A 16,499-nucleotide genomic window follows, 5' to 3' on the forward strand; every position below is an offset into this window, starting at 1 on the left:
TTACTCGACGATCGAGGCGACGATGCCGGCGCCGACGGTACGGCCGCCTTCGCGGATAGCGAAGCGCAGCTTTTCTTCCATCGCGATCGGAACGATCAGTTCGACGTCAACCGTGACGTTGTCGCCAGGCATAACCATTTCCGTGCCTTCCGGCAGGGTGACGATGCCAGTCACGTCCGTCGTGCGGAAGTAGAACTGCGGACGGTAGTTGGTGAAGAACGGCGTATGACGGCCGCCTTCTTCCTTCGTCAGGATGTAGGCTTCAGCCTTGAACTTCTTGTGCGGCTTGACAGAGCCCGGCTTGCACAGGATCTGACCACGCTCGACGCCGTCACGGTTCACACCGCGAACCAGAGCACCGATGTTGTCGCCAGCCTGGCCCTGGTCGAGCAGCTTCCGGAACATTTCAACGCCGGTAACCGTCGTCTTCGAGGTCGGGCGGATGCCGACGATTTCGACTTCTTCGCCAACCTTGACGATACCGCGCTCGACGCGGCCGGTCACAACCGTACCACGGCCCGAGATCGAGAACACGTCTTCGATCGGCATCAGGAACGGCTGGTCGATCGGACGCTCAGGCGTCGGGATGTAGGCGTCAACAGCTGCCATCAGCTCGCGGATCGCGTCTTCGCCGATCTTCTTGTCGGAGTCTTCGAGAGCGGCAAGAGCCGAGCCCTTGATGACCGGAATGTCGTCGCCCGGGAAGTCGTAGGACGACAGAAGTTCGCGAACTTCGAGCTCGACGAGTTCGAGAAGCTCGGCGTCGTCAACCTGGTCGACCTTGTTGAGGAACACGACGATCGCCGGAACGCCAACCTGACGAGCGAGCAGGATGTGCTCGCGGGTCTGCGGCATCGGGCCGTCAGCAGCCGAGCAAACCAGGATCGCGCCGTCCATCTGGGCAGCACCGGTGATCATGTTCTTGACGTAGTCGGCGTGGCCGGGGCAGTCAACGTGGGCATAGTGGCGGTTCGGGGTCTCGTATTCGACGTGTGCCGTCGAAATGGTGATGCCGCGAGCCTTTTCTTCCGGAGCCGCGTCGATCTGGTCGTACGCCTTGAACTCGCCGAAGTACTTCGTGATCGCTGCCGTCAGAGACGTCTTGCCGTGGTCAACGTGGCCGATCGTGCCGATGTTAACGTGCGGCTTGTTGCGCTCAAACTTACTCTTTGCCATTTGAATGCTTCCTGTGAACGAAATGGATGACCCCGGCGAACCGGTTTAGTGCCGCCGTTTAAGGCTTTCGGGGAAATTGCGCAAGACCTATTTGCGGACCGTATTCCTAGCCTGCGGGCGCATATGGGAAGGAAGCGCCCGATCGGCAATATCCACCGGAGATGGCAGCGAAGATATATTCACGAAGAACGGGCGCGACGGCGCCAAGGATATGATAGTACATCGTTTGCTGCCCTTACGCGGAAGCACTGCTCGGAGACACCGCAATGGAACCAAAGGAAATTGCAAAACGATCCGCAGGCAACTTTCTGATCTTTGCCGCCTGCGCATTCATATTGTGGGTTCTTGCCGCTGCGATCGACTGGGTCGCGCAGCTTGTACGCCTCTCCTCGCCCGAGCGGCTCCCGGCTCTGGCGACATCGATCGTCAGCTCTTCGACGCTGCAAGCGATCGTCGCAATATGGCTGCTCACAGCGGCATTTGCCATCGCCTTCCCAAAGATGCTGACGCCACTTTCGGCCACCACGACGCTGATGTTCGACGTGGGATACGGTATTCTCGGCGCCCTCACCGGCTTCGGCATCGCGATCGGTCTCTTCGGCGGCGGCTGGTCGATCCTGTTGCGCGCCGCGATCTACAGCGCCCTCATCGCCATCGGCTTCGTTGCTGTCCGCATATGGCTGTCGAGAGAGGATCTCAGCACCAACACCCAGAAGCGATGGACGATCGCCGGCATCATCGCGCTGGCCTCGCCTTTCGTGCTGCTCTGGGGCTAGAGGTACGCATAGGGACCCGGCTCGCGCAAAGCGTTACAGGAACAACAGGACACTGCGAAAATCTGGAGCGGGTAGCGGGAATCGAACCCGCGTATTCAGCTTGGAAGGCTGCTGCTCTACCATTGAGCTATACCCGCGGGGTGGTATCCGATCCAATGACGAATGGTGGAGAGAGTTGGATTTGAACCAACGTAGGCTGAGCCAACGGATTTACAGTCCGTCCCCTTTAACCACTCGGGCATCTCTCCAGTCTTTTCGTCCGGATCGTGAGACCAAGCTCGTCAGACTTTCGAAGCGTTGCCGCCCCTCGGTCTGCGCCGCGTATATGACCGGACGATTTACGCATGTCAACACGATGACGACGGAAAAAATGTGAAAAATTTCATCGACCGTGGAAAGCCGGGGTCCTGAAAGAAATCCTATGCGGAAAGAAGCACCCTCGCTATAAAGCCGCATGAGCAAAGACAAGAAAACCGGTGGCAAGCCCACTGACGACAAGTCCGCCAAGGACACGCATTACGCAACCCTGCGCCGCGCGCATCGTGATAGCAAACGCGAACGCGGTGAGATTCCGACACCGCCGCCACAGAAGCGCCGGCGCGGTGCCGAGGACTGGAAGCCTCCTGCACTCGCGCCCGAGCAGGTCTATCTCTACGGCCTTCATACGGTTCGTGCCGCGCTTGACAACAAGGAGCGCCGGAACGTCAAGTTGTCGGTGACCCAGAACGCGCTTGCGCGTCTGGAGATCGCTGCCGACGCGCTCGGCATTCCGGTCGAAATCGTCGCTCCGCACGATATCGACAAGGTCCTCGGCCCGGATGCCATCCATCAGGGTGTCATGCTGGAAACGCGCCCCCTGCCCGTCCGCCGGCTGGAAGCACTGAAGGACAGCCCACTGCTTCTCGTGCTCGACCAGGTAACCGATCCGCACAATGTCGGCGCCATCATGCGTTCCGCCGTGGCCTTCAATGCAGGTGCCGTCATTACCACACAGCGCCACAGCCCGACCGAATCAGGCGTGCTGGCGAAATCAGCCTCAGGTGCGCTGGAACTCATTCCCTATATCCAGATCACGAATCTTGCCGACGCGCTTGGAGAACTGCACAAGCTCGGCTTCTTCACGATCGGCCTCGATTCGGAAGGACCGGCGCCACTCGAGGGCACATTCTCGGGTGACAAGGTGGCGCTCGTGCTGGGTTCCGAAGGTAAGGGGCTACGCCAGAAGACGCGCGAAACTGTCAGCGCGCTTGCCAGGCTAGACATGCCGGGTGCGATCAAGTCACTCAATGTATCTAATGCTGCGGCGATCGCTCTTTATGCGGCGAGGCAGCATTTGAAAATTTGATAGGGTTGGGGGATCGCGGCGAAAGGCGCGATCTTTCTCTTCCATATGCGGGATGATAGCAGCGCCGCAAACTAGGAAGCCAGCAAACTGCTGCTGATGATCAGAAATTAAGCTCGCCTCGGTTTTGACTCTGCTCTTTTCCATGCCGCCCCGCATTCGAACAGGAGGAACATATTTCCATATGGCCGTCCGCTCCCTCGTCATCGGCACTCTGTTCGTCGGCGTATTCGTTGCCATCATTCTCAGCATCGTCTGGATCGACAAGTCGCAGCCGATTCACGAACTCGCTCCGCTGGCGCCCGCCCCTGAACGCCCTATTCCAGCACCCGTACAGTAGATCGTGTAGCTATCATCAGGGGAACCGACGGTCGGCCCCGCGCGTTGGCTTCGCACGATTTAGGAGAGAAATGTGCGGGTAATGATCGCTATTATCGTTTTCATGGTTGCCTCGGTGCTGAGCATTGCAATCATGTCGCCGTTGGGTGCCGGAGAGACCGGTGACGCCTTGCAAACGAGCGTGCGGCAGACTGCGCCTCGGAACTAGCAAAGTCGGGTCTGCGGCGTTTGCAACGCAAACTCCGATGCAAGGTCGGACGAACGAAATCACGATCGCGCGGATTTCTTCTTTACAGGACGGCAAAATCTGGTACTTGGCAGGCATCGCCCTTGTAGCTCAGTTGGTAGAGCACCTGATTTGTAATCAGGGGGTCGCGGGTTCGAACCCTGCCGGGGGCACCACTAATTTTACACGAAATCAGTGACTTGATGACTAATTCGCCTCAGTTGGCGCGTTTTTTTCATGTGACCTCAACCCGTCACGGCTCCCTCGTTCGCTGGTCGGACCAAGGCCGCAAACTTGGCGAGGACGCCGTGCCTGTAGCGCGGCGGAGGCTGGCTCCAAAGGCTTCGGCGTCTCGCAATCTCTTCATCTGGGACGTCGAGCTGCAGAAGTAGCTGATGGGCGTCGATGGTGATTTGGTCGCCGTCCTTGACAAGTGCGATTGTCCCCCCCTCGAAGGCTTCGGGCGTGACATGCCCGACCACCATACCCCATGTGCCGCCGGAGAACCGCCCATCTGTGATGAGGCCGACGCTCTCTCCAAGGCCACGTCCGATGATAGCGGAGGTCGGGGCAAGCATTTCCGGCATTCCCGGACCACCCTTCGGCCCGAGGTAACGCAGGACCAGAATGTCGCCGGCCTTGATTTTGTCCGAGAGAATAGCATCCATTGCGGATTGCTCGTCTTCGAAGACGCGCGCCGGGCCAGCAATCACCGGGCTCTTGAGCCCGCTGATCTTTGCCACCGCCCCACCCTCTGCCAGATTGCCTGTGAGTATGGCTAGATGTCCCTCGCGATACAGTGGCGCTGAGAGCGACCGGATAACGTCCTGGTGCGCACGAGGCTCGTCGGGCACGGCCGAGAGTTCGTCAGCGATCGTCTTGCCGGTGATCGTGAGACAATCGCCGTGCAGAAGGCCCGCATTCAACAGTAGCTTTAGGACTTGAGGAATGCCGCCGGCAGCGTGGAGATCAACAGCCATATAACGGCCGGATGGCTTGAGATCGCAGATTACTGGTACCCTACGGCGTATCCGCTCGAAATCCTCCAGCGTCCATTCCACCTCGGCCGCATGCGCAATGGCGAGATAGTGCAGCACCGCATTTGTTGAACCTCCAGTGGCCATGATGAGCGCCACGGCATTTTCAATCGACTTCCGCGTGACGATGTCGCGTGGTCGAATGCCGGCCTTCACCGCTTCCACCAAAACGCGCGCGGACTCGACCGCGCTATCGATCTTTTCTTGGTCGGGATTGGCCATGTTGGAGGAGTAGAGCAGCGACATGCCGAGCGCCTCGAAGGACGAACTCATGGTGTTCGCGGTGTACATGCCGCCGCAAGAGCCGGTCGTCGGGCAGGCATTGCGCTCAATGCCCTCGAAATCCTCAGCGCTCATCTTTCCGGCCATGTAAGCGCCGACGGCCTCGAACGCGGACACGATGGAGAGGCTCTCCCCCTTCCATCGACCCGGCTTGATGGTGCCGCCATAGACATAGACGGCCGGAACGTTAGCGCGGAGAATGCCGATCATACCGCCCGGCATGTTCTTGTCGCACCCGCCGAGCACTAGAACGCCATCCATCCATTGGCCCTGCACCGAGGTCTCCACACAATCGGCGATAACCTCGCGCGAGACGAGAGAATATTTCATGCCCTCCGTTCCCATGGCCATGCCGTCCGAGATGGTAGGCGTGCCGAATATCTGCGGATTGGCTCCGGCCGCCTTGATGGCGGCTATCGCCGCGTCGGCAAGCGGCTGGAGGCCGGCATTGCATGGCGTGATCGTCGAGTGCCCGTTGGCGATGCCGATCATCGGCTTGTCGAAGTCCACTTTGGTATAGCCCAACGCATAGTACATCGCGCGATTGGGTGAGCGAGCAATGCCTTGGGTGATATGCCGTGAACGGTCGTTGTGAGCCATAAGCGCCTCCCGCTAGCCAAACGGAACCATACTCTATTGGAAACCAAATACGCTGTGAAATATGCTTTTTGCCTCCAACTAAGTCGCCGCACATATCAAAGGCTGCCGATGGAACTGAGACAGATCCGCCAAATTTGTCGCCGTCGACGAGAAGCTGCAATTTCCTCGGTGTCTTGGACTCGGTCAGCAACCGCCGATCTTCCGCTTCGCCAGAGTCGCCATCAGGTCCGCGTTCATTGCGCCAGGCGGTCCAATTTCGTCACTAGCACCGTATCGCCCTCACGTGCATAGTAGAGGCACCTTCTCAGTTCCTTTCGCTTCCCGGTCCAAGCCGGTTTCGCAAGTGAACGAGTGACGTCATGCGGCCGGATGCATGATGGTTCAGACCCACGAGGAGAGCGACATGGCATTCTTTGCTAAGGGAGTTTTGCTTGCTGCGGCGGGCGCCCTCGCCTTCTGCCTTCTGGCTTGCGTTGCGCAGGCGGCATCGTGCGGCAAAAGTGCTGCCGGGTTTGAACAGTGGAAAGTAGAGTTTGCCGAGACGGCAAAGGCTGCAGGCGTCAAGGGGAAGGGTCTTGCAGCGCTTGCCGGTGCGAAATACGCCGTAGGAACAATTCAGGCCGACCGCTCCGTCAACAAGGCTTTCAGCGGCTCGGTCGCCGACTTTATGAGACGACGCGGTGGGTCCGCGATTATTTCCAAGGGCCGTTCGCTTAAGACGGCGAATGCAGCGCTCTTCGACAGCATCGAGCTCAACTACGGCGTGCCCGCCGGCGTGCTTCTCGCCATCTGGGGTATGGAGACCAACTTCGGCGCCTCTATGGGCAACCAGAACACAGTTTCGGCAATCGTCACGCTCGCCTACGATTGTCGCCGGCCGCAATTCTTCGCGCCCCATGCTATCGCGGCGCTCAAGCTAGTCGACAGCGGCGTGCTGAGTGCCGGCTCGGTCGGCGCCATGCATGGCGAGATCGGCCACACAGGGTTCCTGCCTGGGAATGTCCTGAGATACGGCGTCGGAAACAGGAACATGCGCGACAAGAGCACGGCGCTGATGTCCACGGCCAACTTCCTCAGGGCGCACGGCTGGGACGCCGGCGGGGACTATCAGGGCAACATGGGCGCCATCGCCGGCTGGAACTCCGCGAGTGTCTATCAGCAGGCGATCGCCCGCATCGGCGAGGCGATCGACGGCGGTTAGATCCTGCCTCCAGTTACAAAGCCGCCATGCGCCGAGTCAGAATGCTATTTGCGTGGGGGGTGCGGAGGACGAGAATGCTCGGTCTGTGGCTAGTCTCTCAGGCTACCAGCGACTCGGTTGGGCTAGTGTAATGGGCACGTGATCGCCGATACAGTCGATTGGCTTCCTCCGTCACAGGGTGCGCAGACATTGCGGAAACCGCGAGGGCCGAGGCGTTGTCACTGAAGGGCCACGACCCGACCGGAGACATCGTCCGTGTAGATGCAGTAGAATAGGTGGGCAGATGTAGACGCAGTCGGTAGTTCGCGAGGCTCAAGCGAGCCGATCTCCCACCAGTCCAAGTGTCTCTGCAAAAGTGACCACGCATGCAGGCGCTCCTCGTGCCAGACATCATCGTCCGGCAGTTCCTGGAAGTGGCCGTTCAGCACGACGCTCCTCCATCCGCCCTTCCCCCACTGCTCCTCCACCTGGAGGCAGACTCTTGGATTCAGCCGCATCCACTCCACTTTTCGTCCTGGCATCGAAAAACTGTAGGCTACTCGTGATTGGAACGCAAAGTAGATTGGGACCACGTAAGGCCGGCCTTCGTTACTGCAAGCCAGATGACCAAAATGCGCCCGTTCCAGCATTTCCAAGCATTCCACATGGCTCATACTCCTGAGTGTCGTTGACATGTCTGTCTCTCCCATTCCTCCGAGGAATACTCAACGGCCGCAAAGCCAGGATACCGCTTACATAAATAATCCTCCTTTTTTGCTGGATCTGCATTGTGCTGGATCAATTTCCAATCCTGAAACGTGTACGGATAGGGCAGAGGATATCGCTCGGCGCACTGCAAAACGGATGCTACCGAACCGCGTCTTCGACCGATGTTCTAAGTGTGCGTTATCCGGTGGACGGTTCGACCGATACTGCGTTAGACTGAGTCCGCGCGCCAATTAATTTCCTGTGTTCTTGACATTGATCAAAGTCTCTTGCCCACGCGCGCGCTTTAATGATTGCGCTCGATGTCGAGCGAAACGCAATGATTAGATCCGGCTTCCGGACCTCTTGGCCAACAGGAGATGATCATGCCCGATATGTTCCCCATTAAGAAAGAACAGAAGACCACGACGCCGGCTCCCGGCGGGATGTGGTCTCCATTCGACTCACTTCGTACCGAAATCGACCGGCTGTTCGACGACTTCGGCCCTTCCTCATGGCGTCCGCTCTCAGGTCAGCTCCTCGGACGCACGACTTCTGCTGACGACTGGGTCGTGTCTCCCGCGGTGGATGTCGTCGAGAAAGACAACGCATTCGAGATCACCGCGGAAGTTCCCGGCCTCGACGAGAGCAACATAGACATCAGGCTTTCGAACGGCGTGCTGACCATTCGGGGCGAAAAGACGGAGGAAAAGGAATCGAAGGACGAGGCCTACCACCTTTCGGAGCGCCGATACGGCTCCTTCCAGCGCTCGTTTCGGCTTCCTGACTACATCGAGGCAGATAAGATCGCCGCCGCTTTCGCGAAAGGCGTCCTGAAGGTCACGCTTCCAAAGGCTGCCAACACCGGGACGAACGACCGCAAGATAGAGGTCAAAGCCACATAGCCTTGGAGCGTGCGAAGGGGCGGCTGTCGACCCTGGGCGGCCCCTCTGGCGTATTTCTTCATCGTTTCGTCGATCAAGGCCATGGGAGGTTTGTCATGCTGTCGCCCGAGAGAGATTCCAAACCCGGCGGTGGGCGTTTTGCCATTCCAACGCAAGGAGAAGTCGAAGGCAAGCTGCTGGTTTCAGAGATCGTAGCAGTGGCTTGTCTCCAGGAGCTCATGAAGCTCAAGAATACTGCCGCGATTGCAAGGGTTCACCGACGCGTCCTCCACGAGCTCAAGGAGAGATGCCAAGTCCTGAAGTTATGTGTCACCGACGAAAGAGCCGTCGTCGAATATGCGGAGCAGGTGTTAAAGTGCGCTGTGGCAGAAGCAGGCGGCTGTCGCTAACGCCTCCAGATACGAGCCTCGATACATGCGTGGCACGCTACCGCAAAGAAGGGCGGTTATAGACGCCAACTTGGCATTGGAGCACGTTTCAAAACGTTCTGTATCCATTGTCACTACGAATGCCTCGGCAAGCCTGCGCGTACGGTCTCGCTATCGACGGAGAGTACGCAGTGCCGCCCCACGTCAGGATTGACGCCATCTGCCTTGTCGACGAAAGATGATCCGAGGCTTGCCCGGCTCGAGTTCCGGGCCCTCCACAGCATACGCCTGAAATCGAGCAGCGAAGAATTGACGATGGCTCCAGCCGGCGCTGCAGATGCACTTGACAAAATCGGCTTTTATTGGCGCCTAGACGCCAAGACTATGTTATCGTTCGTTGAATACGTAAAAGGAATTACATGGGCCGTTCGTTTCAGACGCTTTCCTTCCTTGCCTCCTCGGCGACAGAGGCGCTGGCGGCTCGGGAAGAGTTGATAGGCATTTATGGTGACGTGCCCCCTGAAGAGGCCGACGTGATCGTCGCCCTCGGCGGCGATGGTTTCATGCTGCAGACGCTGCATGGCACGATGAACTCGGGCAAGCTGGTCTACGGTATGAATCGCGGCTCCATCGGCTTCCTCATGAACGACTATCGAACGGAAGGCCTGCAGGATCGAATCTGCACAGCAGTCGAAAATGCCTTTCACCCTTTGCGGATGACAACGGCGAATTCTGACGGCACGAATTCGACAGCACTTGCCATCAACGAAGTCTCGCTGTTCCGGCAATCCTATCAAGCCGCCAAACTGCGGGTCGAAGTGGACGGCGTCGTGCGACTCGACGAGCTTATCTGCGACGGCCTGATGGTGGCCACGCCCGCGGGTTCGACGGCCTATAACCTCTCCGCGCATGGACCGATCCTGCCGCTTGACGCCCCTCTGTTGGCGATGACTCCGGTCAGCGCGTTCCGGCCGCGGCGCTGGCGCGGCGCCCTTCTGCCCAACAAGGTGACGGTCGATATACACATACTCGAGGCGGAGAAGCGCCCGGTCAACGCGGTCGCTGACAACACGGAAGTGAAATCGGTGCTGCATATTCGCATCGCGCAATCGGAACTTACGACCGCGCGCATTCTCTCCGATCCCGATCGATCATGGTCCGATCGTATTCTTGCGGAGCAGTTCGAGGACTGAGACATGAGCTTGCGACGAACGACGCTTTGTACCTTGCTGCTAGCCGCGTCCACCCTCTGCGCGCGAGGCGTTGAGGCAGAAGACGCGATCCTACCGGCTTCAGTCATCTTCGCGACCAGCACCGGTTACTGGGAAGACGACGGTGCGGCGCCGGCCATTCAACGATCACCTTCGGCGCCCCAAACTGCGGCTGCCGTTCCCGCTCCCGCAAAACCGCGCCACGGCTACTACAAGCTGTTTGCCGTCAGGCAGGCGGACCGCACCGCCAAGATATATTTGCAGCAAATCGAGCAGAGCGACGCTGAGCCGTCCATCACCTCGACGGTGGAGTTGCAGGAACTCAGCGATCTGAAGCCGTATGTCACCGACATCAGGCCCGAAAACTCCTCCGGCATGCTCAAGGAGCCCGGCCTTTTTGCAATGGTCTACCTGAAGACCGATCCGGATGCGGAATCGGAGACTTGGACTGTCGTCATCGACGAATTTGGTGAGGTTACCGTCGGCAAAGCCAGCAACTAGTCGCAGCCGTTGATTTGTCGCTGGAGAACTTCCGGTTTTCCCGCTTGAATCGAAAGGCCCCATTCGGGGCCTTCTCTATGTTCATACGTTTGAGCGGTTACTCGACGTCGTCGACGACAGCGTCCGGCTTGCCGCTGATGCGGTGAGCGAGAGCGGCTTCCATGAACTCGTTGAGCTCGCCATCCAGCACGTCGCCCGGCGCCGTGCTCGCCACGCCGGTCCGCAGGTCCTTGACCAGCTGGTAGGGCTGCAGCACGTAGGAGCGAATCTGGTGACCCCAGCCGATGTCGGTCTTCGAGGCTGCCTCGGCGTTCGCCGCTTCTTCGCGCTTCTTCAACTCGGCCTCGTACATACGAGCACGCAGCATGTCCCAAGCCTTGGCGCGGTTCTTGTGTTGCGAGCGTTCCTGCTGGCAGGAAACCACGATGCCGGTCGGGATATGCGTGATGCGCACGGCCGAGTCGGTCGTGTTGATGTGCTGACCGCCCGCTCCCGAGGCGCGGTAGGTGTCGATGCGGCAGTCGCTCTCGTTGACCTCGATGTTGATCGAGTCGTCGACCACGGGATAGACCCAGATCGAGGAGAACGAGGTGTGGCGCCGCGCGTTGCTGTCGTAGGGCGAAATACGCACCAGGCGATGCACGCCCGACTCCGTCTTCAGCCAGCCATAGGCGTTGTGGCCTTTGACCAGCAGGGTTGCAGACTTGATGCCTGCTTCTTCACCATCGTGCACTTCAAGAAGCTCTACCTTGAAGCGCTGGCGCTCCGCCCAGCGGGTATACATGCGCAGCAGCATGTTGGCCCAGTCCTGGCTTTCCGTTCCGCCTGCGCCGGAGTGGACTTCGAGATAGGTATCGTTGCTGTCGGCCTCACCCGATAGCATCGCCTCCACCTGGCGGCGGGCGGCTTCAGCCTTCAGGCTCTTGAGCGCGTCTTCGGCGTCCTTGACGACACTCTCGTCGCCCTCTTCCTCGCCCATCTCGATCAGTTCGACGTTGTCGTTGAGCTGCTGCTCGAGCTGCTTCACGCCGTTGATGCCGTCATCTAGCTGCTGACGCTCGCGCATCAGCTTCTGTGCTTCCGAAGCATCGTTCCAGAGGGTCGGATCCTCTGCCTTGTTGTTCAACCAGTCCAGTCGTCTTATCGCCTGGTCCCAGTCAAAGATGCCTCCTCAGCAGGGTGATAGCCTGCTTGGTTTCATCGACTACGTTCTGGATTTCCGCTCGCATTTTCCTGCTTCTTCGCGTTGCTTGAAAAGTTGCCCGTCAAATAATTGTGGCGGCTGCGGATGTAAAGGGCCGCAACCGCCACAACGGGTCAGGGAAAAGGTTAGTAGAGGCCGCCGGCGCCGGACTGGACGGCCTGGTTGGCCTGCGGCGACGTCCGCAGAATTTCTTCGGGCGCCATCGCATTGTCCATGCCGATAACAGAGAGGCTGTCGGCAGGACCGGTACCTGGCTTGAAGGCCTCGATAATCGTGTTCGGGTCGCCCTGAACCGCAGCCATGCCGGTCTTGCGGTCGATCGGAATGAGGTTCATGCCCGCCGGAATGACAAACTTAGATTCCGGCATGTCCTTCACAGCAACCTGCATAAACTCGTTAAAGATCGGCGCAGAAAGCGAGCCGCCTGTGCCGCCGCGTCCAAGCGTCGACGGCGAGTCGAAGCCGATGTAAAGGCCGGCGACAAGATCCGGCGTGAAGCCGACGAACCACGCATCTTTTTCATCGTTGGTCGTACCCGTCTTGCCAGCAACGTCACGCCCGCCGAGATCGACCTTGCCGGCGGCCGTGCCGCGCTGGATGACACCCTGCAGCATCGAGGTGATCTGGTAGGAGGTCATCGGGTCGAGAACGGTTTCGCGATTGTCGACGACGTTGGGCTCGTCCTGGTTATGCCAGTCGCTCGCATTGCAGCCCTCGCAGACGCGCTCCTCGTGCTTGAAGATCGTACGGCCATAGCGGTCCTGGATCCGGTCAACCAGGGTCGGCTTGATCTGCTTGCCGCCATTGGCGATGACCGAATAAGCCGATACCATGCGCAAGACCGTGGTTTCGCCGGAACCGAGCGACATGGCGAGAACCGGCATCATGTGATCGTAGATCCCGAAGCGTTCTGCATACTCGGCGACGACATTCATGCCGAGATCGTTGGCAAGGCGCACCGTCATGCGGTTGCGCGAGTGCTCGATCGCGAAGCGAAGCGTGTTGGCGCCACCACCCTCGCCTTCATAGTTATCCGGTGCCCATACCTGGCCATTGCCCGTCTGGATCGACAGCGGATCGTCGCTGACAACCGACGCCGGCGTATATCCATTGTCCATGGCCGCCGCATAGACGAACGGCTTGAAGGACGAACCCGGCTGGCGCATCGCCTGGGTCGCGCGGTTGAATTCCGACTGCGCGTAGGAGAAGCCGCCGACCATCGCAAGCACGCGACCGGTCTTCGGGTCCATCGCGACGAGACCGCCTTCGACCTTCGGCGGCTGGCGAAGCCGGTAGGACTTGGAACCTTCGTCCCCCAACCGCTCGACGTAGACGACATCCCCGGCCGACAGAACGCCGTCGGGCGACTTTGCTGTCTTCCGGCCGGAAGCCGAGCGATATGCCCACTGCATATTCTTGGCCTCGATGGCTCCACGCTCGCGCTCGGAAGGGATCTTGCCAGCGCCATCCTTCGGGGGCTGCAGCCCGATGTCGACGCCGTCGGCCGATACGGCCAGCACGACAGCCAGTCGCCATTCTGGCACGTCCGTCAAAGCCGGAATATCGGCCAGCGCCTTGCCCCAGTCAGCAGCCGTGTCGATCTGCTTGATCGGACCGTGGAAGCCACGACGCTCATCGTAGTTGGTCAGACCATCCTGAAGGGCCTTGCGCGCAAAGACCTGCAACGCGGGGTCAAAAGAGGTACGAACGGACAATCCGCCTTCGTACAGCATCTTCTCGCCGTACTGGTCGATCAACTGACGGCGGACCGCCTCGGCGAAATAGCCGGATGCAAAAAGCGAGGGGCCGCTGCTGCGACCGGTGACACCGAGCGGCTGTTTCTTGGCCTCGGCACCATCGGACTGACTGACATAGCCATTCTCGACCATGCGATCGATGACCCAATTGCGGCGGGTGATCGCTGCTTCGGGATGGCGGAAGGGATGATAGTTGGCGGGACCCTTCGGCAGGGAGGCAAGATAGGCAGCGTCGGCGACCGTCAGTTCGTTCACCGACTTGTTGAAATAGGTGAGCGAGGCGCTCGCGATACCGTAGGAATTCAGGCCGAAGAAGATCTCGTTCAGGTACAGCTCAAGGATCTTGTCCTTGCTGTAGGCTTGTTCGATACGGAAGGAAAGGATCGCTTCCTTCGCCTTGCGCTCCATCGTCTGTTCGCTGGAAAGCAGGAAGTTCTTGGCAACCTGCTGCGTGATCGTCGAACCGCCCTGCGTCGGACCGCCGGTCAGATAAGCAACCAGTGCGCGCGCAAAGCCGGTAACATCGATGCCGGGGTGCTGATAAAAGTTCTTGTCTTCAGCAGACAGGAAGGCCGCCTTGACGCGGTCGGGAACAGCCTGGATCGGCAGGAAAAGTCTGCGTTCCTTTGCATACTCCGCCATGAGCGCACCGTTGCCTGCATGAACGCGGGTCGTCACCGGCGGCTCGTAGCTGTTCAGCACTGCGTAGTCCGGAAGGTCCTTCGTGACGGTTGCCAAGTAAACAGCAACAACAGCCGCCACGCCCAAGAACAGGACGCAAGCCACTCCGAAGAAATATCCAAGAAGTCTAATCATATTTAAGCTACCGGTATCTCAATCATCGATCAGCGCGACATAACAATCGCAGGATCGGGGCATCTTGCATGTTGGGCGACTTACTCCATGAGCGTTTTCGCCACAAGCCGATTCCGTTTCATCTATGGAAACACAAGGCTGAGTAACGGCGTGAATGTGAGTAAAATAGGGCCTTGAAGCGCTATTCCCACATTGCGATCGTGTTACACGAGCAAGTGTCACATCTGCGCCACGGCTGCAATCAGCCCCCATTTGCAACCATCGCCGTGCGGTAGTGCTTGACGGCCTCCGTCAGCAGGTCGGCCATCCTTCCCCGCCATCCATCATCAAGCAGGAGCTTTTCGTCGTCCTTGTTGGAAAGGAAGCCCAGTTCCAACAGGATAGACGGCACATCCGGTGCCTGCAGAACGCGGAAGCCCGCATGGCGGTGTGGATTGTTGATCGTCCCTACCTGATCCTTGAAGGATGTGAGCACGCTTTCAGCAAGCGAAATAGAAAAAGCCTGCGTTTCGCGGCGCGTCAGGTCGAGCAGAATATCGGCGACTTCGGGAGGCTCAGCCACGGTCTCCTTGCCGGCAATCTGGTCGGAGAGGTTTTCGCGGTCGGCGAGATCGGCGGCGAGCTTGTCGGAGGCCCTGTCGGAGATCGTGTAGACTGTCGCGCCGCGAATATCCTTTTGTTTCAGGGTGTCCGCATGCATCGAAATGAAGAGGCCCGCATGGTTCTGGCGGGCAATCTCCACACGCTCGGAGAGCGACAGGAACGAGTCATCCTTTCGCGTCAGGAACGCCTTGATGCCGGACTCGCGGTTGAGGCGATCGGCGAGCGCCTTGGCGAAGGCGAGCGTTACGTCCTTCTCCTGCGTCTTGGTATCGACGCCGATCGCACCCGTGTCGATCCCGCCGTGACCAGCATCGACAGCGATGATGAAATCTCCATCAGCCGGTTTCTCCGGCGCAGGAATGGCGCTCGTCGTCTGTTGGGACGAAGGATCGCTCCAGGACTGGGCCTTGACCAGTTCGGCAAACTTCTCGTTGTCCGTCATTGCCGCATCCAGGACGAGACGGTGCCCCTTGCCGTCCTCATCTTCCTGAACCTTGGCGACTTCCATCTTCACCGGCTTCTTGGCGGTCAGCACGATACGGGCGCTGTCCTCGTCCATCTTGCCGTAGCGTATGTCCTTGAAGAGACCCCTCGCCGCGAGATCCGCAGCCGGGAAGCCGAAGGCCGTCGCAGGCAGGTCGACGACGATGCGTTCGGGATTGGCGATATAGTGGACGGAAAAATCGGGGGCCCGATCGAAGTCGATGACAATGCGCGTACGTGCATCGTCGCCGATGATTCGGGCGCCATAGGCGAGCAAGGGGTCGGCCTTCGCTGCTTCGTCTGCTCGCACCTCAGGAAGAAATGCAAAAGTCGTCGCGGCCGCGGCAACGGCCACCACGCCGGTAAACCTTATTTTCCGCCATCCGGATATTACCGTCGCGGGTCGTACCCTCTTAAACAATCGACCGCCACACCTTAAATATCATTCCGATCAACTTCTCCCGGCAAACGCGAGATCGCCGGTATCAGCGACGTTCGCGGCCACGGAGCCGAATCGGCGCCCTTAATCCCCGATTTTGTATGCCTTCCGAAATCCATCAATATTATGGCACATTTGGCTTTTCCCTTGCTATTGTGACAGAGAAAACATACAAGGATTTTTAGGGTAGAAGTGCTGACGGGATAGGGTCGCCTGCACGGCAGCCAAACCGCAAGGGAACTGGCGCCACAACCGGCAATCGTCCGCCGTCTTATGTGTTTCCACTCGAAATTGGATCCTGAATTTTCCGGCGTATGCGGGAACTTCATCGGTGGATAGCCACCAACCGCTCTTTACAGAGAGAGCAAACTCATCGGACCTGAACAAGGTCTTAGTTTTGTCGATCTCGCTTGGTCTTTGATGGTGTCGCAGCAGGTTTTATCTGAAGTCTACAGGCCCCGGGAGAACATCTCCCCCGCTGCTGTCTGGCTGCTGCCTTCCACACCGCACCAAACGCGACTTTCATTATCCGGCGCTGCAACGACGAGC

The 16,499-nt window shown here is 59.0% G+C and carries 14 protein-coding genes and 3 tRNA genes; 9 read left to right on the forward strand and 8 right to left on the reverse strand.

Annotated elements, in window-relative coordinates; genetic code table 11:
• The gene (gene tuf / locus RHIBUN_RS0122095; RefSeq protein ID WP_018857113.1) at positions 1–1,176 is read right to left on the reverse strand and encodes an elongation factor Tu; all 1,176 of its coding nucleotides are present in this window, start codon (positions 1,174–1,176) and stop codon (positions 1–3) included.
• A 266-nt stretch (positions 1,177–1,442) separates the two neighbouring features.
• Between tuf and RHIBUN_RS0122105 the strand changes: the two genes are divergently transcribed.
• Positions 1,443–1,952 carry a hypothetical protein gene (locus tag RHIBUN_RS0122105; RefSeq protein WP_025661200.1) on the forward strand — a complete coding sequence of 170 codons (510 nt, stop codon included), beginning with the start codon at positions 1,443–1,445 and terminating at the stop codon, positions 1,950–1,952.
• 63 nt (positions 1,953–2,015) lie between these two features.
• Here RHIBUN_RS0122105 and RHIBUN_RS0122110 read toward each other — a convergent pair.
• Both RHIBUN_RS0122110 and RHIBUN_RS0122115 read right to left on the reverse strand, forming a co-directional pair.
• A tRNA-Gly gene (locus tag RHIBUN_RS0122110) sits at positions 2,016–2,089 on the reverse strand.
• A 26-nt stretch (positions 2,090–2,115) separates the two neighbouring features.
• Positions 2,116–2,200: transfer RNA gene (locus RHIBUN_RS0122115), tRNA-Tyr, on the reverse strand.
• 206 nt (positions 2,201–2,406) lie between these two features.
• On the opposite strand from RHIBUN_RS0122115, the gene rlmB reads away from it, so the two are divergent.
• The 3 genes from rlmB (at position 2,407) to RHIBUN_RS0122135 (ending at position 4,035) form a co-directional block, all read left to right on the forward strand.
• The gene (gene rlmB, locus RHIBUN_RS0122120; RefSeq protein WP_025661201.1) at positions 2,407–3,297 is read left to right on the forward strand and encodes a 23S rRNA (guanosine(2251)-2'-O)-methyltransferase RlmB; all 891 of its coding nucleotides are present in this window, start codon (positions 2,407–2,409) and stop codon (positions 3,295–3,297) included.
• Positions 3,298–3,478: 181 nt separating this feature from the next.
• On the forward strand, positions 3,479–3,634 hold the full coding sequence (locus RHIBUN_RS36930) for a hypothetical protein (RefSeq protein ID WP_198021167.1): 156 nt from the start codon (positions 3,479–3,481) through the stop codon (positions 3,632–3,634).
• 325 nt (positions 3,635–3,959) lie between these two features.
• Positions 3,960–4,035, forward strand: a tRNA-Thr gene (locus tag RHIBUN_RS0122135).
• Positions 4,036–4,104: 69 nt separating this feature from the next.
• On the opposite strand, the gene ilvD is transcribed toward RHIBUN_RS0122135, so the two are convergent.
• A complete protein-coding gene (gene ilvD / locus RHIBUN_RS0122140; protein WP_025661202.1) occupies positions 4,105–5,778 on the reverse strand; it encodes a dihydroxy-acid dehydratase in 1,674 nt (557 codons plus the stop codon).
• Positions 5,779–6,181: 403 nt separating this feature from the next.
• Between ilvD and RHIBUN_RS0122145 the strand changes: the two genes are divergently transcribed.
• Complete coding sequence (locus RHIBUN_RS0122145; RefSeq protein ID WP_025661203.1) at positions 6,182–6,979, forward strand: lytic transglycosylase domain-containing protein; 798 nt, start codon at positions 6,182–6,184, stop codon at positions 6,977–6,979.
• Between the two features lie 218 nt (positions 6,980–7,197).
• Here RHIBUN_RS0122145 and RHIBUN_RS0122150 read toward each other — a convergent pair whose 3' ends face one another.
• Complete coding sequence (locus tag RHIBUN_RS0122150; protein ID WP_025661204.1) at positions 7,198–7,653, reverse strand: pyridoxamine 5'-phosphate oxidase family protein; 456 nt, start codon at positions 7,651–7,653, stop codon at positions 7,198–7,200.
• 396 nt (positions 7,654–8,049) lie between these two features.
• On the opposite strand from RHIBUN_RS0122150, the gene RHIBUN_RS0122155 reads away from it, so the two are divergent.
• From RHIBUN_RS0122155 to RHIBUN_RS0122170, 4 genes are all read left to right on the forward strand, one after another.
• Complete coding sequence (locus RHIBUN_RS0122155) at positions 8,050–8,568, forward strand: Hsp20/alpha crystallin family protein (protein ID WP_025661205.1); 519 nt, start codon at positions 8,050–8,052, stop codon at positions 8,566–8,568.
• A gap of 95 nt (positions 8,569–8,663) precedes the next feature.
• Positions 8,664–8,957 (forward strand): hypothetical protein, encoded by a 294-nt coding sequence (locus tag RHIBUN_RS0122160; RefSeq protein ID WP_025661206.1) that lies wholly within the window; start codon positions 8,664–8,666, stop codon positions 8,955–8,957.
• A gap of 398 nt (positions 8,958–9,355) precedes the next feature.
• On the forward strand, positions 9,356–10,129 hold the full coding sequence (locus RHIBUN_RS0122165; protein ID WP_025661207.1) for an NAD kinase: 774 nt from the start codon (positions 9,356–9,358) through the stop codon (positions 10,127–10,129).
• Positions 10,130–10,132: 3 nt separating this feature from the next.
• Entirely contained in the window at positions 10,133–10,648 is a 516-nt protein-coding gene (locus tag RHIBUN_RS0122170) for a hypothetical protein (RefSeq protein ID WP_025661208.1), read from the forward strand.
• A gap of 97 nt (positions 10,649–10,745) precedes the next feature.
• Here the strand turns inward: RHIBUN_RS0122170 and prfB are convergent.
• The 3 genes from prfB to RHIBUN_RS0122185 all read right to left on the reverse strand — a co-directional run bounded on the left by prfB (position 10,746) and on the right by RHIBUN_RS0122185 (position 15,821).
• Positions 10,746–11,877 (reverse strand): peptide chain release factor 2 gene (prfB, locus tag RHIBUN_RS0122175; RefSeq protein WP_100248113.1). Its coding sequence is split into 2 segments (ribosomal slippage): positions 10,746–11,807 and positions 11,809–11,877, totalling 1,131 coding nucleotides; the frame shifts between segments, so codons are not numbered across the junction.
• A gap of 100 nt (positions 11,878–11,977) precedes the next feature.
• Positions 11,978–14,425, reverse strand: a complete 2,448-nt coding sequence (locus tag RHIBUN_RS0122180) for a penicillin-binding protein 1A (protein WP_018859836.1) — start codon at positions 14,423–14,425, stop codon at positions 11,978–11,980.
• 241 nt (positions 14,426–14,666) lie between these two features.
• On the reverse strand, positions 14,667–15,821 hold the full coding sequence (locus RHIBUN_RS0122185) for an N-acetylmuramoyl-L-alanine amidase (RefSeq protein WP_245268031.1): 1,155 nt from the start codon (positions 15,819–15,821) through the stop codon (positions 14,667–14,669).
• Positions 15,822–16,499: the final 678 nt, after the last annotated feature.

Source organism: Rhizobium sp. IBUN, assembly GCF_000510625.1.
GTDB classification, from domain to species: domain Bacteria; phylum Pseudomonadota; class Alphaproteobacteria; order Rhizobiales; family Rhizobiaceae; genus Rhizobium; species Rhizobium altiplani.